This window comes from Tepidibacter formicigenes DSM 15518 (assembly GCF_900142235.1).
Taxonomy (GTDB): Bacteria; Bacillota; Clostridia; order Peptostreptococcales; family Peptostreptococcaceae; genus Tepidibacter; species Tepidibacter formicigenes.
The window spans coordinates 1-26101 of sequence record NZ_FRAE01000018.1 but is presented as its reverse complement, the minus strand read 5'-3'; the positions used below and the strand labels follow the sequence as shown (position 1 = coordinate 26101).

The window sequence follows — 26101 nt, the reverse complement described above, 5'->3', positions numbered from 1 at the left end:
TTGGGGGGGAATTTATGAAATTTAAGAATTTATCAATATTCATGATTTTATTAATTGTTATCGTTTTTTTCTCTTATTCAGCGATTAATGGAGTTAATATTGGAAATTTTAAAATTGAACCTGTAAAAAATTCAGTAAAGCAAGGTTTAGACTTAAAAGGTGGAGTGTTTGTAGTTTATGAAGCTCAAACTAATGAAACAGGACAAGAACTAAATAAAATATTAGATCAAACTATAGAAGTTTTTAGAAAACGTATAGATAGTATGGGGGTTTCTGAGCCTGTTATAGTAAAAGAAGGAGAAAAAAGAATAAGAATTGAGCTACCAGGTGTAAAAGATGCTAAGGAAGCTATTGATACTATAGGTAAAACTGCACAACTTAAATTTATGAAAGAAGATGGAACTGTTGTAGTTACAGGAAAAGAAGTAAAAAAATCTGAAGTTGTATTTGATAAAAGAACTAATCAACCTATAGTTTCACTTGAATTTAACTCTAAGGGAGCTAAAAAATTTGCAGAGGCAACTAGAGAACTTGCACCTACTCATTCACCTATAGTAATAATACTTGATAATGAAGTTATTTCAAGTCCTAGAGTTAATGATGAGATTCCAGATGGACATGCTACAATAAGTGGTAATTTCACAGTGGAAAGTGCATCAGAGCTTGCTAACTTAATAAGAGCAGGAGCTCTTCCAGTTGAATTTAAAGAAGTTCAAACATCAACTGTTACTGCAACACTTGGAGTAAATGCTCTTAATAAGAGTATACAAGGAGCCGTAATAGGTATAGCTTTAGTAATGCTGTATATGCTTATATATTATAGATTGCCAGGATTTGTTGCAGATATAGCATTAATTTCATATATTCTTATAATAATGTATACTTATGTACAAATGAAAATTACATTAACACTTCCAGGTATTGCAGCTCTTATATTATCAGTTGGTATGGCTGTGGATGCTAATGTAATTATTTTTGAAAGAATAAAAGAGGAACTTAAAAATGGAAAATCTTTAAGAGCTTCTATAGATGCAGGTTTTTCAAAGGCATTAGGAACTATAATGGATTCAAATATAACAACATTCATAGCGGGGGCTGTTTTATTTAATTTTGGGACAGGTCCTATAAAAGGATTCTCCATTACTTTAATGATAGGTATATTGGCATCACTGTTTACAGCTATTGTAATTACTAAAACACTATTAAAATCATTAGTTCATGCTAATATAGTTAGAAATAAAAAGTTTTTTGGAGCTTAAGGGGGGGAAGAAATATGAAGATAATAGAAAAAACAAAATTATGGTTTGGACTATCCCTTGCAATTATAGCTATAGGACTTGTAATAATACTCACATCTGGGCTTAACTTTGGAATAGATTTTACTGGTGGAACATTAATGGAAATTGAACTACATAAAAGTGTTCCAACAGAAGAAATAAGAACAATAACTGATTCTGTTGATAAAGATATGGCTATAAATTTTTTAGGAGAAGAAAAAAGCATAGTTCAAATAAAAACTAAAAAAGATTTTAATTCTGATAAAAGACAAGAAGTATTTATAAAATTTAAAGAAAAATATAATTTAAAAAATGAGGACTTGCAAAAAGCAGAACAATTTGGAGCTACAGTAGGTAAAGAAATAAGAAACAAGGCTATAATTGCCACAGTTATTGCTGCAATAGGTATGCTTATTTATGTAAGTTTTAGATTTGAATTATCTTATGGTATAGCGGCAATAATTGCTCTTATTCACGATGTTTTAATTTTAATATGTGCATATGCGGTATTTAGAGTTCCTGTAGATAGCCCATTTGTAGCAGCTGTACTTACAGTAGTGGGTTATTCTATAAATGATACTATAGTAGTTTTTGATAGAATAAGAGAAAATATGAAGCATGCTAAAAAGAAAGATTATGCAAATGTAGCAAATCAAAGTATAAAACAAACTATTTCAAGATCTATTAATACATCTTTAACTACTTTAACTGCAATAGTAGCACTTTATGTACTTGGAGTAGAATCTATAAAAGATTTTACACTTCCTCTTATAGTAGGTATGGCAGCGGGAACTTACTCGTCCATATTTATAGCCAGTCCTACATGGGTATTACTTAAAAATAAGAGTAGTATATAATTATTGTTAAGTAATTTAAAGTCCCATACTATTTTTATTAGAATGAAAATAGTATCGGGACTTTTTAAAATATTATTTGAATATAAAATAGAGGTGCTAATATGATTAAAGTAACTTATAATAATTTAAGGAGATATAAGGAGATAGTACAAATTTTAATAAAATATGGTTTTAGTTTTTTAGTAGAAAAACTCAAAATAGATGGAATTGCTCATAAAATACCCTTAACTCCAAGTAAAGATATACAAGATATGTCAACTGGAGAAAGAATAAGAAGAGCATTAGAGGATTTGGGACCAACTTTTATTAAATTAGGACAAATATTAAGCACCAGAAATGATATATTAGAGCCTTCTATTATAGAAGAATTATCTAAGCTTCAAAATAATGTAACCCCTTTTGAATTTAAAGAAGCTAAAAAAATATTTAAAGAGGAAATAGGACTTGAATTTAATGAGATTTTTAAAGAACTCAATACAGTTCCTGTTGCTGCTGCATCAATAGGACAAGTATATGAAGGAAAATTAAAAGATGGTAAAAATGTAATTGTAAAAATACAAAGACCAAATATTGAAAATACTATTAAATCTGATTTAGAGTTATTATACAGGTTTGCTAAAGTAATAGATGAGTATTATAAGGATACTATAGTTGACTTTTCAGAAGTTGTTGAAGATTTTGCTGTGTCCATAATTAGAGAGCTTGATTATAATTTTGAAGCTAGAAACTGTGAAAAATTTAGAGAAATATTCAGTAAAGATAAAAATGTATATATACCAAAAGTACATTGGGATTTTACTTCTAAGAAAGTATTAACATTAGAAAAAATAAATGGAATTAATGTTTCTAGTATTGACGAAATAAAAAAAAGAAATTGGAATCCTAAAAATATTGCACGTATTGGTGCCATGGCATTTATGAAGCAAGTTTTTTTTCATGGATTTTTTCATGCTGATCCTCATCCAGGAAATATATTTGCTACAGGTAATAATGAAATAGCTTTTATAGATTTTGGAATAGTAGGACTTATAGATAATCAAACATTAGATTTTATAACAGAAATATTCTTTTCTAGTGTTAATAAAGATGTAGATAAAATTATAAATTCATTAATTGAGCTTGATGCCATAGACAAAAATACCAATCTAAGGAAATTAAGAGAAGAGATGGCGTTTTTCATACATTATTACTATGATATGCCAATTAAAAGAATAAACATATCTGAACTTTTAAATGAATTTATGAGATTTTGTAGAAAAAATAAAGTAAAACTTCCTTCTCAATTTGCACCACTTGCAAAAGCTATAATTACAATAGAAGGATGTGGAAAAATGCTAGATCCAGAATTTTCAGTATCTGTTATAGTTAAAGAATTTATAAAAGAATTTTATTTAAATAAATTTAAACCTGAAAATTTAATTTTTAAATCTAAAAATTATTTAGATCAAGTTTTTACTGACTTTAAAGTAATACCTAGACAAATTAAGCTCCTTCTTAGAAATTTTCAAAAAAATGAAATTAAATTTACTATAGATGAGATAAGATTTACAAATTTAGAAAAAGAAATAAGTAATATGACTAACAAGTTATCTGTAAGCTTAATCATATCTTCAACTATAGTAGGTTCATCGCTTATTATTACTACTACTAAAACTGGACCTAGCTTTAAAGGTTATCCCCTTCTTGGAATAGTAGGATTTATTATAGCAACTATTATGGGAATGTACTTAATAGTATCTATACTTATTTCAAATAGAAATAAGAGGTGAAAAAATGATTAATTATGATAAAAAATGGACTTTAAAACATTACTCAGATTTAAAAGAAGATGAATTTTGTAAAGAATTAAATATTTCCAAGGCAATAAGTCAAGTTATTAGAAATAGAGGAATTATAAATTTAGATGATATTAAAACATTTATAAATCCATCGCTTGAATATTTACATGACCCTTTTTTATTAAAAGATATGGATAAAGCAGTTAATAGAATTAAAAAAGCTATAAAAAACAATGAAAATATATGGATATACGGAGATTATGATGTAGATGGAGTCTCATCAACATCAATACTTTTAATATATTTTAAATCTATAGGTTATGAGGTTAATTACTATATACCTAATAGGTTAGAAGAGGGATATGGACTAAATATTGAAGCAATAGATTATATAAAAGAAAAAGATGCTAATCTTATAATAACTGTAGACTGTGGGATTACATCTGTTGATGAAGTGAATTATATAAATTCTTTAGGAATTGATGTAATAATTACAGATCATCATGAATGTAAAGAAGAGATTCCGAGTGCACTTGCAGTAGTTAATCCAAAAAGAGAAGATTGCAATTATCCTTTTGAAGTTTTATGTGGATGCGGAGTAGCTCTTAAATTAATACAGGCATTAACTCCAAAGGATGAATTTGAATATAGTATATACAATTACTTAGAAATAGTAACATTGGCAACTATATGCGATATAGTTCCCTTAATAGGAGAAAACAGAATATTAGTTAAAAATGGTCTAAAGGTTATGGAGAATAGTAGAAATATTGGGATTAAAAGCCTCATAAAAGTATGTGGTCTTGATGAAAAGAAAATAAATTCATCTCATATAGGATTTGGATTAGGGCCTAGAATTAATGCATCAGGAAGAATGGGATATTCAGATTTAGGTGTAAAGCTATTTACAGAAGAAGATGAAGATAAAGCTTTTGAAATAGCAAAAGTGTTAGAAGAAAAAAATATAGAAAGACAGCTTATTGAAAGTAAAATTTATAAAGAAGCTGAAGATATGATATTAAGTGATGAAAGGTATAAAAATGAAAAAGTATTAGTATTAGCTTCTCCTAAATGGCATCATGGAATAATAGGAATTGTTGCATCTAAAATTACGGAAAAATATTACAAGCCTACAATATTATTAGCTATAGAAGATGGTGAAGCTAAGGGTTCAGCAAGATCAATTGAAGGGTTTAATATTTTTGAGGCACTTCTTTTGAATGAAGATATATTAAATAAATTTGGAGGACACGAACAAGCAGCAGGTCTTTCTCTTGATGAAAACAAGATACCTATTTTAAGAGAAAAAATTAATAGCTGTGCAGATTTTAAATTATCGAGTGAAGATATGATAGAAAATATAAAAGTTGAATTTGAACTTCCTCAAGAAGATATAGATTTTAATTTAATAAATGAGCTTGATAATTTAGAGCCTTTTGGAATGAATAACCCTAGTCCTAAATTCTTAATTAGAAATTTAGAAATTATTGATATTAGAACTGTAGGAAGAGAAAGAGAACATTTGAAGTTAACATTAAGAGGAAAAACAAATTACGATTGTATAGGATTTAACATGGGACATTTTATAAATAAATTTATTAGTGGGGATAAAGTTGATGTTGTATTTGCATTAGATGAAAATGAATATAAGGGCAATAAGAAAATACAATTTATTTTGAAGGATACTAGACTTTTTTATCCTAAAAATATAACAAAAAATAATAATTTTATAAAGTTATTTAAATATATAAATCCTATAAATTTAGATTATTATAAAAATGAAAATATAAATATAATTCCTAAAAAAGAAATTAATTCATTAGAATATATAAAAGATAATACTCTAATACTAGTTAATTCTATACAGAATTTAGCAAAAGCAGTATCGGATATTTCTTTATTAGATATTGATTATAATATAAATTTTAATTATGAAATGGAAAAAGATAAAAGTACTCAAATTATATTGTTTCCCCATATTGATAAAATTAATTTTAAAAGATATAATAGTATTGTTCTTTATGACTTCTTATATACATTAGATGATTATTCTTTTATATATAAAAATGTAGATGAAAATACAAAAATAATAAAGAACTATAAAAAAGAAGATATTAACAATTTAGATTATATAGTAAATAATCTAATACCGAGTAGACAAGAGCTTGTAAATATATATAAGATTTTAAAGACACATAAACATTTAGATATAACTTTTGAAGATATAGAGTTTATATTTGGTTTAAATATAATTAAGGTTTTAAATGGATTAAAAATATTTAAAGATGTTAATCTTTTAGATTTCAAAATGGAAGATAAAATTAATATAACTCTTTTACCACAGCCTAAAGAGAAGGTTGATTTAAATACTAGTTTAACTTTAAATAATTTAAATAAATTTAAATCTAAATATTTAAAAATTAAAGAAATTATAGCTTTTAGGGAGGAATAAATAATGGATTTGAAGTCAAAAATAAGAGAAATCAATGATTTTCCAAAAGAAGGAATTAGTTTCAAGGATATAACTACTCTTTTAAAAGATGGAGAAGCTTTTAAATGTGCTGTAGATAAAATTATAGAAGATTTGAAAGAAAAAGATGTAGACATAATTGTTGGACCTGAGGCTAGAGGATTCTTAATGGGAACTCCTGTAGCTTATGGATTAGGAGTTGGCTTTGTTCCAGTTAGAAAACCAGGAAAGCTTCCAGGTGAAACTGCAAAATTCGAATATGATTTAGAGTATGGAACGGATTCTCTTGAAATACATAAAGATGCAATAAAGCCAGGACAAAGAGTTGCAATAGTAGATGATCTTCTTGCTACAGGAGGAACTATGGGAGCTACTGCAAAGCTTATTGAAAAATTAGGTGGAGAAGTAGTTGCTATGGAATTTTTAATAGAGCTTGAATTTTTGAATGGAAGAGAAAAATTAAACGATTATCATGTTAACTCTTTAATCAAATATTAATACACTCAGAATAGTTGGTAGTATTGCCAACTATTTTCATATATATAAAATATATAATTAAAATAGGGTGATTTTATGCTAGAAAAGTTATTGCTAAAAATACAAGAATATAGCCCAGATAGTGATTTGGATTTAATAATAAAATCTTATAATTTTGCTGAAAGTGCTCATGAAGGACAATATAGAAAATCTGGAGAAAAATACTTTATACATCCTGTAGAGGTTGCAAATATTTTAGCGGATTTAGAGCTTGATATATATACAATAGCGGCAGGGCTTATGCATGATGTTGTTGAAGACACTAAATATACTTATGAAGATATAGCTAATAAATTTGGAATCGAAATAGCAGATCTTGTTGAAGGAGTAACAAAGCTTGGACAAATAGAATATAAGTCAAAAGAAGAAACTCAAGCTGAAAACCTTAGAAAAATGTTCATGGCCATGGCAAAGGACATAAGGGTTATACTTATAAAACTTGCAGATAGACTTCATAATATGAGAACTTTAAAATTTATGACTCCCGAAAAAGCAAAAGAAAAGGCAAAAGAAACTGTCGAAATATATGCCCCAATTGCTCATAGATTAGGGATATCTAAAGTTAAGTGGGAACTTGAAGATATAGCACTTAGGTATTTAGATCCAGAAGGATATTATGAGCTTGTTGAAAAGGTATCTAAAAAGCGTAAAGAAAGAGAAGCGGATATAAAGAATGTTATAAATATACTAAAAGAAAAATTTGAAGGATCTAATATTGAATGTGATATATATGGAAGACCAAAGCACTTTTATAGCATATATAGAAAAATGAACTATCAAAATAAAAGTTTTGAAGAAATATATGATTTGATGGCAGTAAGAGCCATTGTTAATACTGTGAAAGATTGTTATGCTGTATTAGGAATAGTTCATACTATATGGAAGCCTATGCCAGGTAGATTTAAGGATTATATAGCAATGCCTAAGCCTAATATGTATCAATCTCTTCATACCACAGTAGTAGGTCCAGATGGTGAACCCCTTGAAATACAAATAAGAACTTGGGATATGCATAAAATTGCCGAATACGGGATTGCAGCCCATTGGAAATATAAAGAAGGAAATACGAGCACCAGTGAAGATGATATGGATATAAAGTTATCTTGGCTTAGACAAATGATGGAATGGCAAAAGGATTTAAATGATCCTAGAGAGTTTATGGAAGCTTTAAAAATAGATTTATTTACAAATCAAGTGTTTGTATTTACACCTAAAGGAGATGTAATAGAGCTTCCGGCTGGTTCAACTCCATTAGATTTTGCATATAGAGTTCATACTGGTGTTGGAAATAGTTGTATTGGAGCTAAAGTAGATGGAAGGATAGTTCCGCTTGATTATAAACTAAAGAATGGAAATATAGTTGAAGTTATAAGATCATCACAAAGTAATGGTCCAAGTAGAGATTGGATTAACGTAGTAAAAACATCTCATGCTAAAAACAAAATTAGACAATGGTTTAAAAAAGAAAGAAGAGAAGAAAATATTCAAAGAGGAAAAGATATTCTTGAAAAAGAATTAAAAAGACAAGGTTATAATATAAATGAAAAATTAAAACATAAATATGTAAGTGCTATATCTAAGAAATTAAATCAGTCTAGTGAAGAAGATTTATATGCAACACTTGGATATGGTGGTATAACTTTAGCTCAAGTTGTTCCAAAATTAAAAGAATTATATGAAAAAGATAATCAAAAACAAAAAATAGAAGTTAAAATTGAAGATTCAATACTTGATAAAGATTACAGAAGTAAGAGAAAAACTAGTAGTCAGGGGGTAGTTGTAAAAGGAGTGGACAATATACTAGTTAGATTTGCAAAATGCTGTAATCCTCTTCCAGGAGATGATATAACGGGGTATATAACTAAAGGTAGAGGTGTTTCTATTCATAGAAAAGATTGTCCTAATGTAACTGGAAATGATCCTGAAATATTAAATAGATTGCTTCAAGTTGAATGGGATGTAAATAAAAAGGGAAGATTTGAAGCGGAAATAAATATAAAAGCACATGATAGAAAGGGAATTCTTAGTGAAATAACTCATGTTTTTGCTGTAGAAAAGACTTCTTTAAATGGAATAAATGCTAGAACTAATAAAGAAAAAATTGTTAATATGAATTTATTACTAGAAGTAGACAGTATTAATGAGCTTAATAATTTGATGAATAAATTAAGAAGTATACCTGGTGTTATTGATGTATATAGGGTTATAAATTAAAGGAGATGTTAATATGAGAGCTGTAGTTCAAAGGGTATTATCTTCAAGTGTAACAGTAGATGAAAATGTAGTGGGAAATGTTCAAAAAGGTCTTATGGTGCTTTTAGGAGTAACTCATGATGATGACATAAAAGATGTTGAATATATGGTAGAAAAAATAGTAAATTTAAGAATATTTGAAGATGAAAACGATAAGATGAACTTATCTTTATTAGACATTAAAGGAGAACTTTTAGTAGTATCTCAATTTACTCTTTATGGAGATTGTAGAAAGGGAAGAAGACCTAATTTTACAGAAGCAGCAAAGCCTGATAAGGCTATACCGTTATATGAAGAATTTATAAATAAAGCTAAAGAACATGGTATAAAAGTAGAAAAAGGACAGTTTGGTGCTCATATGGCAGTTGATATAGTAAATGACGGGCCTGTTACTATTTTATTAGATTCTAAGAAAAATTTTTAAGGGGTGTTTTTATGTTTTTACAAAAAATTGTAGCTGGAGTATACGGTGTAAACTGTTATATATTAGGAGATGATGAAACTAAAAAATGTGCAGTTTTAGATCCAGGTGGAAGCTTAGATGAAATACTTGATACTATAAAGGATAATGGATTTGAAATTGATTATATAATATTAACTCATGGACATGCAGATCATATAGGGGCTGTTAAAGATTTAAAAGAAAAAACAAATGCAAAAATATTAGCACATGAAGAGGAAAAATTCATATTAAATAGCAGTGAAAATAATTTAAGTTATATGATGGGTGGAGCTGTAGAAATAGAAGCTGATGAATATTTAAAAGATGGACAAACTATAAAACTTGGAAATTTAGAATTAAAAATAATTCACACTCCAGGACATACTCCAGGGTGTGTATGTATAAAAGTAGATGACATATTATTTACAGGAGATACTTTGTTTGCAGGATCTATTGGAAGAACAGACCTTGTAGGAGGAAATTATGATACGATTTTAAGTTCCATTAAGAAGCTATCAAATTTTAATGATGAACTTAAAGTACTTCCAGGTCATGGCCCAGCAAGTAAAATTGGTATAGAAAAATCTAAAAATCCATTTATGTAAAAGTTAAGGAGAAGTGGTTAATGATTAATGTGTTTTTAAAAAATCACGACTATAAGTATGAGGTCGGAGAACTTTTGAAATTATTTACTTCACAATTCAATTTTGTAGATAATGACTTAAATAAAGGTAAGCTTTTAATAAATGATATCAGTATAGAAAATGATTTAGTAACATCTAAAACTTACTTTTATGAAAATAATAATTTAAAATTTACCTTAGAAGAAAGAGATACAATAGAAGGTTTAGATGAAAAAAAGATAAAAAAGGAAAGTAAAATTGTTATAAAAAGAAGTATTTTTAAAGTTTTAACTAAAATATATAAATCATACGTTCCTTGGGGAATATTAACAGGAATTAGACCAACTAAAATAGTTCATGAGCTTTTGGATGAAAATAAAAGTAAGAAAGAAATAGATAATATATTAAATAATAAGTATCAAATGGATGAGAGTAAAATAAATTTAGCTTATGATATAGCAAATGTAGAAAGAAAATTCATATATCCACCAGATAAAAATAAAATAGCACTTTATGTTAGTATACCCTTTTGCCCAACTAGATGTGTATACTGTTCTTTTCCATCAAATACAATAAAGCAGTGGGGACATCTTAAAGGGGATTATTTAAATGCATTGATAAAAGAGATAAAAGGTGTAGGAACTTTAGTTAAAAAACTTAATAAAGAAATAGAAAGTGTATATATAGGAGGAGGAACTCCTACAACTCTTGATGAAAAAGAGCTTAATATATTAATAGATAGTTTATACGAAAATTTTGATTTAACTAATATAAAAGAATTTACAGTAGAAGCAGGAAGGCCGGATACTATAACTAAAGAAAAATTGAAAGTGTTAAAAGATAAAAACATATCTAGAATAAGTATAAATCCTCAAACTATGAATGAAAGTACGTTACTAGAGATAGGAAGAAGTCATAAAGTGGAGGATATTGTAAACTGTTTTAATATGGCAAGAGCTTTAGGTTTTGATAATATAAATATGGATATAATACTAGGACTTCCAAAAGAAACTCCAAATATGGTTGAAAATACACTAAAACAAATATCAAAACTATCGCCTGAAAGCCTAACAGTTCATACCATGGCTATAAAAAGAGCATCAAAACTTAAGGAAAATATTCAAGAATACGAACTTAGTCAGTACATGGATATGGTTAAGATGATAGATATTTCCATGGATTATGCTCAAAAAATGGGTTTAAATCCATACTACATGTATAGACAAAAGCATATGTTAGGAAATCTTGAAAATATAGGATATTCCAAAAAAGGATTTGAATGTATATATAATATTCAAATAATGGAAGAAAAACAAAGTATATTTGCATTAGGAGCAGGAGCGAATTCTAAGATAGTATATTTAGATGAAAACAGAATAGAAAGAGTTCCTAACGTTAAGAATATAGAACATTATATAAAAAGAGTAGATGAAATGATTAAAAAGAAAGAAGAGGAGGTTTTATAATGGCTATTAAAGCCCCAAGGGGAACTAAAGATATATTACCAGGTGAGTCCTATAAATGGATTTATGTAGAAAATTTATTTAGAAAAGTATGCAGTTTATTTGGATATGAAGAAATTAGAACTCCAGTATTTGAGCACACAGAGCTTTTTAAAAGAGGAGTAGGTGAAACTACAGATATAGTTCAAAAGGAAATGTATTCTTTTGAAGATAATGGAGGAAGAGAAATTACTTTAAAGCCAGAAGGAACAGCAGGTGCTGTTAGAGCTTTTATTGAAAATAAACTATATGCTAATACTCAACCTACAAAGCTTTACTATATAACTCCTTGCTTTAGATATGAAAGACCTCAGGCAGGAAGACTTAGACAATTTCACCAATTTGGTATAGAAGCATTTGGAAGTGAATTACCATCAATAGATGCAGAGGTTATGGCTCTTGCCATGGAGTTTTTTAAAAGAGTAGGACTACAAAAATTAGAACTTAGAATAAATTCTATAGGATGTCCTAAGTGTAGAAGTGAATATAATAATAAATTAAGAGCTTATTTAGGTGAAAAGCTAGATAAATTATGCAAAACATGTCAGGGTAGATATGAAAAAAATCCTCTTAGAATATTAGATTGTAAAAATGAAGATTGTCAAAATGAAATAACAGACGCTCCTTTAATGATAGATAATATTTGTGGAGAATGTAAAGATCACTTTGAAAAGGTTAAAGTTTACTTAGAAAATATGGGAGTAGAGTATACTGTTGATCCTAAAATAGTTAGAGGGCTTGATTACTATACTAAAACTGCATTTGAAATAATTTCTAATGATATAGGGGCTCAAAGTACAGTATGTGGCGGAGGAAGATATGATGGTTTAGTTGAAGAACTTGGAGGACCTAAAACTTCTGGTATAGGTTTCGGTATGGGAATTGAAAGACTTCTTTTAACTATTGAAAACAATAATATAGAAATACCTAAAGATGATGGACTTGATATATTCATAGTTACAATTGGAGAAAAAGCAGAGAATGAAAGTTTTAAAATACTTAAAAGTTTAAGAGAAAATAATATATCTTGTGATAAAGATCATATAGGAAGAAGTGTTAAAGCTCAATTTAAGTACTCTAATAAAGTAAATGCTAAATTTACTATAGTACTTGGAGATGATGAAATAGATAAGGATGCAGCTGCACTTAAAAATATGGAAACATCAAATCAAATAGAAATAAAATTAAGTGAAATAGTAGATGTATTAAAAAATATGCTTTAAGGAGGAACGATATGGAAAAGTTAAATGGACTAAAAAGAACACATTATTGTGGAGATTTAAGAGAAGCTAATATAGGTGAAGAAGTAGTATTAATGGGATGGGTTCAAAAGAAGAGAAACTTAGGAGGATTAGTATTCGTCGATTTAAGAGATATAAAAGGAATATGCCAGATAGTATTTGATACAGAAGTATCTAAAGAAGCTTTTGAAAAAGCAGAAAAATTAGGATCTGAATATGTAATAGCTATAAAGGGAAAGGTATTTGAAAGACAATCTAAAAATCCAAATATTCCAACAGGAAATATAGAAGTTTTTGCAAATCAAATTAAAGTTTTAAATAAATCAGAAACTCCTCCTATTTACATAAAAGATGACGATGAAGTTTCAGAAAACTTAAGACTTAAATATAGATACTTAGACTTAAGAAAACCATCTATGCAAAAGAACTTGATTTTAAGACATAAAGTATCTAATATTGTTAGAAATTATCTTTCAGAAAATAACTTTTTAGAAATAGAAACTCCATTTTTAACAAAGCCAACACCAGAAGGAGCAAGAGATTATTTAGTTCCAAGTAGAGTTAATGAAGGAAAATTCTATGCACTTCCTCAATCTCCTCAATTATTTAAGCAGCTTTTAATGGTTTCTGGAATGGATAGATATTTCCAAATAGTAAAATGTTTTAGAGACGAAGATTTAAGAGCTGATAGACAGCCAGAGTTTACTCAAATAGACTGTGAAATGTCATTCGTTGAAATTGATGATGTTATAGATATAATGGAGAAAATGCTTCAAAGAATATTTAAAGAAACTTTAAATGTTGATATATCTCTTCCGTTCCCTAGAATGCCTTATAAAGAGGCTATGGAAAGATATGGATCTGACAAACCTGATATAAGATTTGGATTTGAACTTAAAAATATTTCTGAAATAGTTAAGGAATGTGACTTTAAAGTATTCAGCTCTACAGTAGAAAATGGTGGAAGCGTTAGAGGTATAAATGTAAAAGGTTATGCAGATAAATTCACTAGAAAAAATATAACATCACTTGAAGAATATGTTAAAACTTATGGAGCAAAAGGTCTTGCTTGGATGAAAGTAACAAATGAAGGAGTAACATCACCTATTGCTAAATTCTTTGGTGAAGAAAAGCTAAATCAAATTCTAGACAGAATGGATGCAAAAGAAGGAGATTTACTATTATTTGTAGCAGATAAAGATAAAGTAGTATTTGATTCATTAGGAAACTTAAGAAATGAAGTAGCTAAAAGACTTGAAATCCTTGATAAAAATGAATTTAAACTTTTATGGGTTACAGAATTTCCTTTATTTGAATATGATGAAGAAGAAGACAGATATGTAGCAATGCACCATCCATTTACATCACCAATGGATGAAGATATAGAAAAACTTGATAGTGATAAAGAAAATGTTAGAGCTAAAGCATATGATATAGTATTAAATGGATTTGAAATAGGTGGAGGAAGTATAAGAATATACAATGAAGAAATTCAAAAGAAAATGTTTAAAGCATTAGGATTTAGTGAAGAAGAAGCTTATGATAAATTTGGATTTTTACTTGATGCATTTAAATATGGAACTCCACCACATGGAGGAATTGCATTTGGATTTGATAGACTTATAATGCTTCTTGCAGGAGAAGATAACATAAGACAAGTAATAGCATTCCCTAAAACTCAAAATGCATCTTGTCCTATGACTAATGCTCCTGCAATAGCAGATGAAAAACAACTTGAAGAACTTAATATAAAACTTGATTTAAGTGAATAATAAAAATAGGCTGCTAAATTAGCAGTCTATTTTATTTGACATTATACTACATATAAAAGTATAATTAAAATTAATGATAAATATACATGTATAAGGTATCTTAAGGGGAGATGATTTTGAAAAGAATAATAGATGAATTCATAATATTTACAGTCGTTTTTCCTGGAATTCTATTAATAGCAAAATTCTTTTTTAAGGATTTAGAAATGCTATCTTATCATAATATATTATTAATATTTATATTGAGCTTTATAAATATTGTATTAAGACATGTATTAATTTATTTAAAGGATAAGTATAGAATAAGTCCTAGAAACTTTGAACTTATAAGAAGATTAGGATTACTTGCAATACTATCTGCTTACTTTTATTTTAAAAATTAATGAAAGGAAGTTTGTTTATGAATGAATTATCAGATAAAAGTAAACATGACAAAGAAGCTATAATTAAAAGGCTTAGAAGAATAGAAGGACAAGTAAAAGGAATTCAGAAAATGGTAAATGAAGAAAAGTATTGTGTAGATATACTGATACAAATAGCAGCTATACGTTCAGCAATAGACAAAGTTGGTGGAATAATACTTGAAAATCATGTAAAGAGATGTGTCAAGAAAACTATAGATAATTCAAATGGGGAAGAAACTGATAGAGTAATTGATGAATTAATAAAGACGATGCTTAAATTTATGAAGTAGGTGATAAATATGAGACAAACAGGTGTAATTATAGATAAAAATGAAAATATGGCTACTTTAAAAATGCAAAGACACTCTGCATGTGCAAGCTGTGGAGCATGTGAAATGGGAGATGAAAGCAAAGATATAACAATAGATGCATTAAATAAAGTAAATGCTCAGGTTGGAGATTTTGTTGAAGTAGATATTGAGACTACTAATGTCCTTAAAGCTGCTGCTATAGCTTATGTAATTCCACTATTTATGCTTTTGATGGGAATTATGTTTGGAAATAAAATTCTTAAAGTTATAAATTATAATGGAAATATAGAAACGATGAGTGCTATTATAGGACTTGGTTTAATGGTTATAACTTTTGTAATAATTAAGATAAATGAACCAAAATTTAAGAAAAGCGAAGAATATACTCCGGTTATAACTAATATTTTAAATCAAAAGTAATACAAAAGGTTGCTAAAATTTATTTAGCAACCTTTTGTATTTTTCTTTTTTTGATAACTTTAGCAATTGAAGATACAAGGATTATACCCATGGCTATAGCTCCTGCTACAAATATTGTATCACTACCAATTTTAGCTGCTTTATAAAAATCATTATTTATAATATTAATCATAGTTAAGTACATTCCATAACCTGGAACTAGTGGGACTATTCCAGGAATAACAAATACTGTAACAGGTTTTTTATCGATTCTTGCAAATATTTCTCCTAAAACTCCTACTATTGTTGCTGCTATAAAGTTTGCTAGAGGAGGAGAAGTGGTAATATAATTCATGTAAGTATACAAAGTCCAACCTATACTTCCTGTAATACTTGCATAAAATAGAGCTTTTTTAGGTACATTAAAAAGTATAGAAAAACCAATTGTAGCAATAAAAGAATATACAAAATGAAGATATAAAGGCATTTATAATACACCTCCAAATACATTTATCCATAATTTGAATATAACTCCTATTCCAACAGCTATACATATAGCAATAAAAACCGCTTCAAATATTTTTGCAAGCCCGGCAATTAAATCTCCAGATATAAAATCTCTAAGTCCATTAGTTAAAGATACACCAGGAACTAATGGCATAATAGCACCTACTATTATCATATCCAGACTTTTTCCAAAGCCTATTTTAGTAAATAGTATAGCAAGAAATCCTACTATTGAAGATGAAGCAATTGTTGTTAAAAATGGAGTTTCACTAATTTCTTCTATTTTATCTCCTGCAATTATAGAAATCATAGATATTACAAAAGCTGCAGCAAAATCAAGTAATTTTCCTCCAAACATTAAAGAGAAAAATCCAGCAATAACTCCTGTAAAAAATACTCTAGTTAACGGCGTATATTTATTTGCTTTATTTATTCTTTTTAGTTTGATTAAAGCGTCTTTTAATGACATTTCAGAGCTTACAAATTCCCTTGAAAAATCATTTACTTTAGAGACTTTGTTTAAATCTATACTTCTAGATTTTATTCTCTTTATAAAGCTTATACCATCCATTCTATCGTCTGATATAAATATTCCTGTTGGAGTTACAAAAGAATTAACATGATTTATGTTCTTGGATTTACATATTCTACTAATAGTATCTTCCACTCTGTATATTTCTGCTCCGTTTTTAAGCATTATTTCACCAGCATAAAGAGCAATTCTTAGTATTCCTTTTTTTTCAGATAATGTCATAATAAAATCACTCCCTTATATTTTGAATACTAAGAGATTATACCAAAATTTATATAAAAAAATCCTTAATTATATGTAAAAAATTTAAAAAAAGTTATTAATAAAAAATATAAGGTAATATTAGTAATAAAATTAGAATATATTTTTTATCATATAAAATTTTTTTAAAATAATGAAGGAGAATTGATAGAATACAAAGAATTTATAAACAATTGCCAAAATAGAATATTTTCGAAAAGGGGGATAAAATATGGATTTTAGTAACTTAATAAGTGCAGATAAGGATGTATATGAAGCTCTTCAAAGGGAAATTGAAAGACAAAATAGAAATATAGAGCTTATTGCATCTGAAAATTTTGTATCACTTGCAGTTATGGAGGCTATGGGAAGTCATCTTACAAACAAGTATGCAGAAGGATATCCAGGTAAAAGATATTATGGAGGTTGTGAACATATAGATGTAATTGAAAGTTTAGCAATAGAAAGACTTAAAAAAATATTTAAAGCAGAGCATGCAAATGTACAACCTCATTCAGGAGCAAATGCTAATTTAGGTGTTTATTTTGCAGTTTTAAATCCTGGAGATAAAGTTATGGGAATGAATTTATCTCAAGGAGGGCATTTAACACATGGATCACCTGTAAATATATCTGGAAAATATTTTGATTTTACTGAATATGGAGTATGTAAGGAAAATGGAAGAATAGATTATGAAGAGGTTAGAGAAATAGCTCATAGGGTTAAGCCGAAGCTTATTGTTTCAGGCGCTAGTGCATATCCAAGAGAGATTGACTTTAGAAAGTTTAAAGAAATAGCAGATGAGGTAGGAGCAATGCTTATGGTAGATATGGCTCATATAGCTGGACTTGTAGCTTGTGGACTTCATCAAAATCCATGTGAAGTAGCAGACTTTGTAACTAGTACTACCCATAAAACCCTAAGAGGTCCAAGAGGGGGAATTATATTATGTAAGAAAGAATATGCTCAAAAAATAGACAAGGCAATATTCCCTGGTATACAAGGAGGACCTCTTGAGCATATAATAGCTGCTAAGGCAGTTAGTTTTAAAGAAGCATTAAGTGAAGATTTTAAAGTTTATCAAGAGCAAATAGTTAAAAACAGTAAAGCTTTAGCTGATGAATTAATAAATAGAGGATTTAATCTAGTTACTGGAGGTACTGATAATCATTTAATGCTTTTAGATTTAAGAAATAAGAAAATAACTGGTAAAGAAGCAGAAAAAAGACTTGATGAGGCTCATATAACTGTTAATAAAAATACAATACCATTTGACCCTGAGAGTCCTTTTGTAACTAGTGGAATAAGAATAGGTACTCCTGCTGTTACAACAAGAGGTATGAAAGAAAGCGAAATGAAAGTAATAGCAGATGCTATAGATTTAGTTATAAGCAAGGGAGAAATTGAAAAAGCAGGAAATGTTGTAAAAGAGCTTACAGATGAATTTCCTCTATATTAATTTTTTATAAATTATATTATAAAATAAAGTTGGGTACTGTTATCCAACTTTATTTTTTTAAAAAAATTAGGGGGCGATGTATGAAAACTAAAGATTACTTAAAATTAATGCAAAAAATTTTGCATCATATAGATGATGGTATTCATGTTATAGATAAAGATGGAAACACTATAATTTACAATAAAGCCATGGCGAATCTTGAAGGAATGAATGAAAAAGATGTTTTAGATAAAAAATTATTAGATATATTTGACAGTTTAGATAAAGAAAGTAGCACTCTTTTAAAAGCATTAGAAAGTGGGGAAATTATAGAAAATAAAAAACAGACATATTTAAATAAATATGGAAAAGAGATTACAACTATAAACACTACAATACCAATATTAAATAATAAAGAAGTACTGGGAGCTATTGAAATATCAAAAAACATAACTAAAATAAAAGAACTTTCAGATACGATATTAAATCTACATAGACAAAAATCGGCACCCAAACAGACAATGGAAAATAAATTAAAAAAGTATACCTTTGACAATATTATAGGTGAAAGCAATAAATTAAAAAAAGCTATAAGTCTTGCAAGAAAAGCATCCAAAACACCAGCATCGGTTCTTATTTATGGAGAAACTGGAACTGGAAAAGAACTGTTTAGTCAAAGTATTCATTATGGAAGTGATAGAAAAGATAAGCCCTTTATAGCACAAAACTGTGCTGCACTTCCTGAAAGTCTTCTTGAAGGAATTTTGTTTGGGACATCAAAGGGAGGTTTTACAGGAGCTGTAGATAGGGCAGGGTTGTTTGAACAAGCAAATGGAGGAACACTTTTATTAGATGAAATAAATTCAATGCCAATAACTCTTCAAGCAAAGCTTTTAAGAGTACTTCAGGAAGGATATGTAAGAAGGATAGGAGGAGTAAAAGATATTCCAGTAGATGTCAGGATAATTGCAACAACAAATGAAGAGCCTTTAAAGCTTTTAGAAGAAAATAAATTTAGAAAAGATTTATATTATAGATTGAATGTAATATCTATAAATATACCTTCTCTTAAAGATAGAAAAGAAGATATACTTATTCTTGCTAAACATTTTATCGAAAAATACAACAAAAAGCTAAATAAAAACGTATGGATGCTATCTGAAAAGTCAAAAGAAATACTGTTAAATCATAATTGGCTTGGAAATATAAGAGAGCTGGAAAATGTGATATATTCTGCAATGAGTATGATTGATGATGAACATGTTTTATCTTATGATAATTTACCTATATATGATAGTGATACGGTTAACGATATACAAAATATAGAAATATCAGAAAAATCAGATTTGGATAAAACATTAAAGAGTATAGAAATTAAATTTATTAAAAAAGCGTTATATGATAATAATGGAAATATTACAAGAGCTGCAAAACAACTAGGAATTAAAAGGCAGACTCTTCAACATAAAATAAAAAAGTATACTATTAAATAAAAAAAGCAAAAATATTTGCATATTAATGCAAATATTTTTGCTTTTTTTTTAGCCTTAAAACAAAAAAGTAGCATAATAATATTTTGAAAATTTAGTATAAAAACATTATTTTTATAAATTAATAACTACTTAAGTAAGTAAAAATAATGTTTATAAAAAAATATAGAAAATTATACTATCTAAAAAATAAAATTTGGTATAAATGTTGCTTATATAATTTTGTGTATTAAATAAATTTAAAATTCTAAATATAGAAATAATTAAGGGGGGTTTAATAATGGAAAATATTAAAATTGGCATTTGGGGATTTGGAGCTATGGGAAGTGGAATGGCTAATATGCTTTTAACGAAAAAAGGAGTAGAAATAGTAGCTGTTTGTGATAGAAATGAGTCTAGAGTTGGAAAAAGTATGTATGAAGTTTTAGGAATAGAAAGAGGAGATAGAAAAGAAGTAATAATAAAATCAAATGAAGAAGAAGCTTTCACGCAAAAATGTGCAGATGTAGTTTTACTTGCTACTGATTCCTTTACTAAGGGAGCTTTTGACAAAATAAAATTTATTCTTGAAAGAAAAATGAATGTAATCTCAACTGCTGAAGAAATGGCTTATCCAAATGCTCAAGAGCCAGAGTTAGCTAAAAAAATAGATGAAATAGCGAAAGAAAATGAAGTTTCAGTACTTGGAACAGGAATTAACCCAGGATTTGTACTTGATTTATTAATACTTGCACTTACTGGAACATGTGAAAGGGTAGATCATATTAAAGCTGCAAGAGTAAATGATTTATCTCCATTTGGTCATGCTGTTATGGTAGAGCAAGGAGTTGGAGTAACAGTTGATGAGTTTAACAAGGGAGTAGAAGATGGTTCAATTGCTGGTCATGTAGGTTTCCCTGAATCTATAAAAATGATTACAGATGGGATTGGATGGAATTTAGAAAAAGTAGAGCAAACTAGAGAATCAATAGTATCAAATGTATATAGAGAAAGTAAATATGCTAAAGTAGAGGCTGGAAATGTTGCGGGTTGTCGTCAATGTGGATACGGGTATGTAAATGGAGAAGTTAAGATAGAAATGGAGCATCCACAACAAATACTTCCTCATCTTGAAGGAGTAGATACTGGAGATTATATATGGATTAAAGGAAATCCAGATATTTCACTTCAAATAAAGCCTGAAATTCCAGGTGGAATAGGTACTATAGCTATGTGTGTAAATAGTATTCCTCATGTTATAAATGCAAGACCAGGACTTAAGACAATGCTTGATATACCAGTTCCAAGAGCGATTATGGGAGATATGAGAGATTTAGTTGAAGAAAGAGAATGTAAGTGCTGCTGTGAGTAGGGGGGATTTGAATGAATGCAAAAAAAGGAGATTGGGTTTTAATTCATAATATTGTATTAAAGCCTGAAGAAAGAGCACCGCAAGTTCCTGATGATACAAAAGAAGTCCCACTTGAAATGTGGGTAAAAGGATTTATAAATCATGATGCATCAGTAGATGATGAAGTTGAAATTACTACTATGACAGGAAGAATTGTAAGGGGAAGACTTATTGATATAAACCCTTATTATAAGCACGATTATGGAAAATGTGTACCAGAGCTTTTAAAAATAGGTCTTCAGTTAAAAGATATTACATTTGGAGGTGAAGACCGTGAATAAAGATATGAGTTATCTTGGGGTAATGTCTAGAAGAAATAAAATAATGAAAAATGCAGTTGGAATAGATTATGAAGCATTTGAATCTGGAACAATTGCATTTGATTATGAAAAAATGATGAAAGAAATAGGATATACATTAGATGAGATGCAAAGTATACAAAAAAATGTATCTATTGGAAATACACCTATAATTGAACTTAAAAATTTAACTAAGCTATCAAGAAAAGTTTCTCCAAAAGGAAAAGGGGCAAGAATATTTATTAAAGATGAAGCATCTAATCCTTCAGGAAGTTTCAAAGCAAGACGTGCTGCTAATGCTGTATATCATGCTAAAAGATTAGGATATAAGGGAGTAATTGCTGCAACTAGTGGTAATTATGGTGCAGCTGTTGCATCTCAGGCAGCAATGCATGGACTTAAATGTATAATTGTTCAAGAATGTTATGACAGTAAAGGAAAAGGTCAGCCTGAAATTATAGAAAAAGCTAGAAAATGTGAAGCATATGGTGCTGAAGTTGTTCAGCTTACAGTAGGTCCTGAGCTTTTTTATACATTTTTAAGATTACTTGAAGAAACAGGATATTTTAATGCATCACTTTATACTCCATTTGGTATTGCTGGAGTTGAAACTCTTGGATATGAACTTGCTATGCAGTTTAGAGAAAAAGAAGGAAGAGACCCTGATGTTGTTGTTTGTACAAATGCAGGAGGAGGTAATCTAACCGGTACTGCAAGAGGACTTATAAAAGCTGGGGCGTTTGATACAAAGGTAATAGGGGCTAGTGTTAATTTAAAAGGGCTTCATATGGCTTCTGATTCTCAATTTAATAAGAAATCATTTACAACAGGACATACTGGATTTGGAATACCATTTTCTACATGGCCAGATAGATCGGATGTTCCAAGATCAGCAGGAAGACCTCTTAGATATATGGATAGATATGTAACTATAAATCAAGGTGAAGTATTTTATATAACTGAAGCACTAGCTCAGCTTGAAGGACTTGAAAGAGGTCCTGCTGGAAATACATCACTTGCTGCTGCTTTTTCTATAGCTCAAGAACTTGATGAAGATAAGATAATTGTTGTTCAAGAAACTGAATATACAGGTGCAGGAAAACATATTCAACCGCAGCTTACATTTGCAAGAGAAAATGGAATCGAAATAAAATTTGGAAATCCACAAGATGAGATACCTGGAGAAAATATAATATTTCCAGAACATCCATCTTATATAAAAGCTAGAGATATTGATTTAAATAAAATAAAAAAATCTTATATAAAAAACTGCATAGAAAAAACAAATGTAACTAATGTTAGCAGTGAAGATTTAGAGTTTTTAATTAAAGACACTAAATCAAGTGAAGAGTTTGTAAAAAAAGTATTGGATGAACTAAATATAAAATATTTACAAGAAAATTTGGGGGTGTAAGTTTTGAAAAGAGCAGATGATTTTAATGAAAGAAGAAAACATTTAGCAAATTTATCAGATGAAGAATTGTATAAAAGATTTTGGGAACTTGCAGAAAAAATTGTAGAACCAATGCTAGAACTTGCTAAAAATAACACAACACCATCAGTAGAGCGTTCTATACTTCTTAGAATGGGATTTTCAAGTTTAGAAGCAAAGCCTTTAGTTGAAGGAGCAATAGATAGAGGGTTAATAAGCAAGGGTGTAGGCCATATTGTTTATAGAGTTTCTAGAGATAAAAATATACCTATAAGACAGGCTGGTCTTGAGATGATAGAAGGAAATCATTGGGATTATGCAATGGAAATATTTAAAAAAGAAAATGCTGATATGACAGTATAAAAATTTTAAAAGGGGGGAAAGAAAAATGGAAAAATTAAATCCAAACGAAAAGTTAGACATAAGAAATATACTTAATGATTTAGAAAACTATAGACCTAAAAGAAAAGGATGGACTTGGAGAGAAAATAAGGAAATTGAAATGGGAGGACATAAATATTCAGATTGTTCTACACCACTTAAAAACTCTGTGGGTATTCCATCTGCTGTTCAGTATTTTGAAAATTTAGATCCTCAACCTAAAGAAACGATTACTACAGAAATTGCTTCAGGTAGATTTGAAGATGATATTAGAAGAATGAGAATGGCTGCATGGCATGGAGCGGATCATATAATGGTTATTAGAACTGCAGGACAGTCTCATTATGATGGTCTTATAGAAGGGAGTCCTCAAGGTATAGGTGGTATTCCTGTAACAAGAAAACAAGTTAGAGCTCAAAGAAAAGCATTAGATTTTATTGAAGAAGAAATAGGAAGGCCAATAAATTACCATTCATATGTATCAGGAGTAGCAGGTCCTGATATAGCTGTAATGTTTGCTGAAGAAGGAGTGAATGGTGCTCATCAGGATCCTCAATATAACGTTTTATATAGAAACATTAACATGGTAAGATCATTTGTTGATGCAGCAGAATCTAAAAAGGTTATGGTATGGGCAGACATTGCTCAAATAGATGGTGCTCATAATGCAAATGCAACTGCAAGAGATGCATGGAAGGTTATGCCAGAACTTATGGTTCAACATGCTATAAATTCAATTTTTTCATATAAAGTTGGCATGAAAAAGGAAAATATTTGTCTTTCGACAGTACCACCTTCAGCAGCACCTGTACCATGTGTAAAATATGATCTTCCATATGCTGTTGCACTTAGAGATTTATTTGATGAATATAAAATGAGAGCACAACAAAATACAAAATATATAACATCTTCATCAAGAGAAGCTACAGTAACTCATGTTATGAACATGATGATTTCAAAATTAACAAGAGCTGATATTCAATCAACTATTACTCCTGACGAAGGAAGAAATGTGCCATGGCATATGTATAATATAGAGGCTTGTGATACAGCTAAACAAACATTAGTAGGACTTGATGGATTGCTTGAAATGGTTGAACTTAAAAAAGACGGTTATTTACCAGAAAAAGTTAGAGAATTGAAAGAAAGAGCAGTTCTTTATATGGAAGAAATGCTTGAAGCAGGAGGATACTTTGAAGCAGTAGAAAAAGGATTCTTTGTAGATTCTGGTATGTATCCAGAAAGAAATGGAGACGGTATAGTAAGGAAAATAAATGGTGGTATAGGTGCAGGTACAGTATTTGAAAGAGATGAAGATTATATGGCACCTGTAACTGCTCACTATGGATACAATAATATTGCTCAATATGATGAAAATGCTGTAGATAATCCATCGAGTTTAATTGGAGGATGTACATTTGAAAAACCTGAAAAGATAGTTTACATAGATGAACTTGATGAAAATGATAATGTATTTAATCGTTTAGATGAAAGCGAAAAGTACAGAAATTCAAATCTTATTAAACCAGAGGTAGAATGGCTTGCTGATGGAACTGTTCAAGTTGAATTGTTCCTTCCAACAAGTAAAAGGGTAGCTGAATTTGCAGCTATAGAATTTGCTAAGAAAATGAACCTTAAAGATTCAGAAGTTATACATCTTGAAATTATGCATCCATCTGAAGGAACAAGAGTACAAATAAAAGGTAAACTTGATGCAGATATTGATATAAGTAAATTAGAAATACCTCCAGAGCCTGAAATAATGAGTGATGAAGAACTTTGGGAAGAAATTGAGAAAAGGCCTATGAAGGTTGTTGCAGCAACAGTTGGAGAAGATGAGCATTCAGTAGGACTTCGTGAAGTTATAGATATTAAGCATGGTGGTATAGAAAAATGGGGTATAGAAGTTGAGTATCTTGGAACTTCTTGTCCGGTAGAGAAACTGGTAGATGCAGCTATAGAATTAAATGCTGATGCTATACTTGCATCAACTATCATAAGTCATGATGACATTCACTATAAAAATATGAAGAGATTACATGAGTATGCTGTAGAAAAAGGGGTTAGAGATAAAATTATGATTGCTTGTGGAGGAACACAAGTCACACCAGAAATTGCAGTAAAACAAGGTGTTGACGCAGGTTTTGGTAGAGGAAGTAAAGGTATTCATGTGGCTACATTCTTAGTAAATAAAAGAAGAGAAATGTTAGCTAAGGAAAATAGTTAAGGTTATTTTATAAAAGTTCATATTAAGAATTTTCTTAAAGGTAACCTTTTAAGAAAATTCTTTAATATGAACTAAATTTTTATAATGAATAGGAAATTATAATCCTTTTGAATTGTGGATAAATATAATTTTCGTTATGAATTTCAAAAAAGCCTACATTTAAAATCTTTAGAATAAAGACTTTTTTATATTAAGTAGGAAATTATAAAATTTCAAAATCTGTGGAAAACTTGCTAAAATATATGTATAAGTATTGAAAAAAGAGAGATGAAGAGATGACTAAAGTAACATTAAAAAAA

23 protein-coding genes are annotated in these 26101 nt (G+C 28.9%); 21 read left to right on the top strand and 2 right to left on the bottom strand.

What is annotated here, in order from left to right:
* Positions 1–14: 14 nt before the first annotated feature.
* The 14 genes from secD to BUA77_RS05115 all read left to right on the top strand — a co-directional run bounded on the left by secD (position 15) and on the right by BUA77_RS05115 (position 15887).
* Positions 15–1259 carry a protein translocase subunit SecD gene (gene secD / locus BUA77_RS14370; protein ID WP_072888014.1) on the top strand — a complete coding sequence of 415 codons (1245 nt, stop codon included), beginning with the start codon at positions 15–17 and terminating at the stop codon, positions 1257–1259.
* Between the two features lie 14 nt (positions 1260–1273).
* Entirely contained in the window at positions 1274–2134 is an 861-nt protein-coding gene (gene secF / locus BUA77_RS14365) for a protein translocase subunit SecF (protein ID WP_072888011.1), read from the top strand.
* A gap of 101 nt (positions 2135–2235) precedes the next feature.
* Positions 2236–3903 (top strand): ABC1 kinase family protein, encoded by a 1668-nt coding sequence (locus tag BUA77_RS05170; RefSeq protein ID WP_084605520.1) that lies wholly within the window; start codon positions 2236–2238, stop codon positions 3901–3903.
* A 4-nt stretch (positions 3904–3907) separates the two neighbouring features.
* A complete protein-coding gene (gene recJ / locus BUA77_RS05165) occupies positions 3908–6364 on the top strand; it encodes a single-stranded-DNA-specific exonuclease RecJ (protein ID WP_072888009.1) in 2457 nt (818 codons plus the stop codon).
* A gap of 3 nt (positions 6365–6367) precedes the next feature.
* Positions 6368–6880, top strand: a complete 513-nt coding sequence (locus tag BUA77_RS05160) for an adenine phosphoribosyltransferase (RefSeq protein WP_072888007.1) — start codon at positions 6368–6370, stop codon at positions 6878–6880.
* 75 nt (positions 6881–6955) lie between these two features.
* A complete protein-coding gene (locus BUA77_RS05155) occupies positions 6956–9133 on the top strand; it encodes a RelA/SpoT family protein (protein WP_072888004.1) in 2178 nt (725 codons plus the stop codon).
* A gap of 13 nt (positions 9134–9146) precedes the next feature.
* On the top strand, positions 9147–9596 hold the full coding sequence (dtd, locus tag BUA77_RS05150) for a D-aminoacyl-tRNA deacylase (protein ID WP_072888002.1): 450 nt from the start codon (positions 9147–9149) through the stop codon (positions 9594–9596).
* A gap of 11 nt (positions 9597–9607) precedes the next feature.
* Positions 9608–10219 (top strand): MBL fold metallo-hydrolase, encoded by a 612-nt coding sequence (locus BUA77_RS05145; protein ID WP_072887999.1) that lies wholly within the window; start codon positions 9608–9610, stop codon positions 10217–10219.
* A 20-nt stretch (positions 10220–10239) separates the two neighbouring features.
* Positions 10240–11703: a coproporphyrinogen dehydrogenase HemZ gene (gene hemZ, locus BUA77_RS05140; RefSeq protein ID WP_072887997.1), complete on the top strand. Its 1464-nt coding sequence runs from the start codon at positions 10240–10242 to the stop codon at positions 11701–11703.
* Positions 11703–12962 carry a histidine--tRNA ligase gene (hisS, locus tag BUA77_RS05135; protein ID WP_072887994.1) on the top strand — a complete coding sequence of 420 codons (1260 nt, stop codon included), beginning with the start codon at positions 11703–11705 and terminating at the stop codon, positions 12960–12962. The genes hemZ and hisS overlap by 1 nt, the downstream gene beginning before the upstream one ends.
* Before the next feature lie 11 nt (positions 12963–12973).
* Positions 12974–14752, top strand: a complete 1779-nt coding sequence (aspS, locus tag BUA77_RS05130; RefSeq protein WP_072887992.1) for an aspartate--tRNA ligase — start codon at positions 12974–12976, stop codon at positions 14750–14752.
* Positions 14753–14868: 116 nt separating this feature from the next.
* Positions 14869–15135: a hypothetical protein gene (locus BUA77_RS05125; RefSeq protein WP_072887990.1), complete on the top strand. Its 267-nt coding sequence runs from the start codon at positions 14869–14871 to the stop codon at positions 15133–15135.
* Positions 15136–15152: 17 nt separating this feature from the next.
* Positions 15153–15446, top strand: a complete 294-nt coding sequence (locus tag BUA77_RS05120) for a metal-sensitive transcriptional regulator (protein WP_072887988.1) — start codon at positions 15153–15155, stop codon at positions 15444–15446.
* Positions 15447–15455: 9 nt separating this feature from the next.
* Positions 15456–15887 carry a SoxR reducing system RseC family protein gene (locus BUA77_RS05115; RefSeq protein WP_072887986.1) on the top strand — a complete coding sequence of 144 codons (432 nt, stop codon included), beginning with the start codon at positions 15456–15458 and terminating at the stop codon, positions 15885–15887.
* A gap of 19 nt (positions 15888–15906) precedes the next feature.
* On the opposite strand, the gene BUA77_RS05110 is transcribed toward BUA77_RS05115, so the two are convergent.
* Together BUA77_RS05110 and BUA77_RS05105 are read right to left on the bottom strand one after the other, a co-directional pair.
* Positions 15907–16353, bottom strand: a complete 447-nt coding sequence (locus BUA77_RS05110; RefSeq protein WP_072887984.1) for a threonine/serine exporter family protein — start codon at positions 16351–16353, stop codon at positions 15907–15909.
* The gene (locus BUA77_RS05105; RefSeq protein ID WP_072887982.1) at positions 16354–17127 is read right to left on the bottom strand and encodes a threonine/serine exporter family protein; all 774 of its coding nucleotides are present in this window, start codon (positions 17125–17127) and stop codon (positions 16354–16356) included. It lies immediately after the preceding gene.
* A gap of 250 nt (positions 17128–17377) precedes the next feature.
* Between BUA77_RS05105 and BUA77_RS05100 the strand changes: the two genes are divergently transcribed.
* The 7 genes from BUA77_RS05100 to oraE all read left to right on the top strand — a co-directional run bounded on the left by BUA77_RS05100 (position 17378) and on the right by oraE (position 25802).
* Positions 17378–18604 carry a serine hydroxymethyltransferase gene (locus BUA77_RS05100; protein ID WP_072887980.1) on the top strand — a complete coding sequence of 409 codons (1227 nt, stop codon included), beginning with the start codon at positions 17378–17380 and terminating at the stop codon, positions 18602–18604.
* 80 nt (positions 18605–18684) lie between these two features.
* Positions 18685–20076: a sigma-54 interaction domain-containing protein gene (locus BUA77_RS05095; protein ID WP_072887977.1), complete on the top strand. Its 1392-nt coding sequence runs from the start codon at positions 18685–18687 to the stop codon at positions 20074–20076.
* A 277-nt stretch (positions 20077–20353) separates the two neighbouring features.
* The gene (gene ord, locus BUA77_RS05090; protein ID WP_072887975.1) at positions 20354–21424 is read left to right on the top strand and encodes a 2,4-diaminopentanoate dehydrogenase; all 1071 of its coding nucleotides are present in this window, start codon (positions 20354–20356) and stop codon (positions 21422–21424) included.
* 11 nt (positions 21425–21435) lie between these two features.
* A complete protein-coding gene (gene ortA, locus BUA77_RS05085) occupies positions 21436–21744 on the top strand; it encodes a 2-amino-4-oxopentanoate thiolase subunit OrtA (protein WP_072887973.1) in 309 nt (102 codons plus the stop codon).
* Between the two features lie 4 nt (positions 21745–21748).
* Positions 21749–23176, top strand: coding sequence for a 2-amino-4-oxopentanoate thiolase subunit OrtB (ortB, locus tag BUA77_RS05080; RefSeq protein WP_143151304.1), 1428 nt, complete (start codon positions 21749–21751; stop codon positions 23174–23176).
* Positions 23177–23179: 3 nt separating this feature from the next.
* Positions 23180–23557: an ornithine aminomutase subunit alpha gene (locus BUA77_RS05075; protein WP_072887970.1), complete on the top strand. Its 378-nt coding sequence runs from the start codon at positions 23180–23182 to the stop codon at positions 23555–23557.
* A gap of 25 nt (positions 23558–23582) precedes the next feature.
* On the top strand, positions 23583–25802 hold the full coding sequence (gene oraE / locus BUA77_RS05070; protein WP_072887968.1) for a D-ornithine 4,5-aminomutase subunit OraE: 2220 nt from the start codon (positions 23583–23585) through the stop codon (positions 25800–25802).
* Positions 25803–26101: the final 299 nt, after the last annotated feature.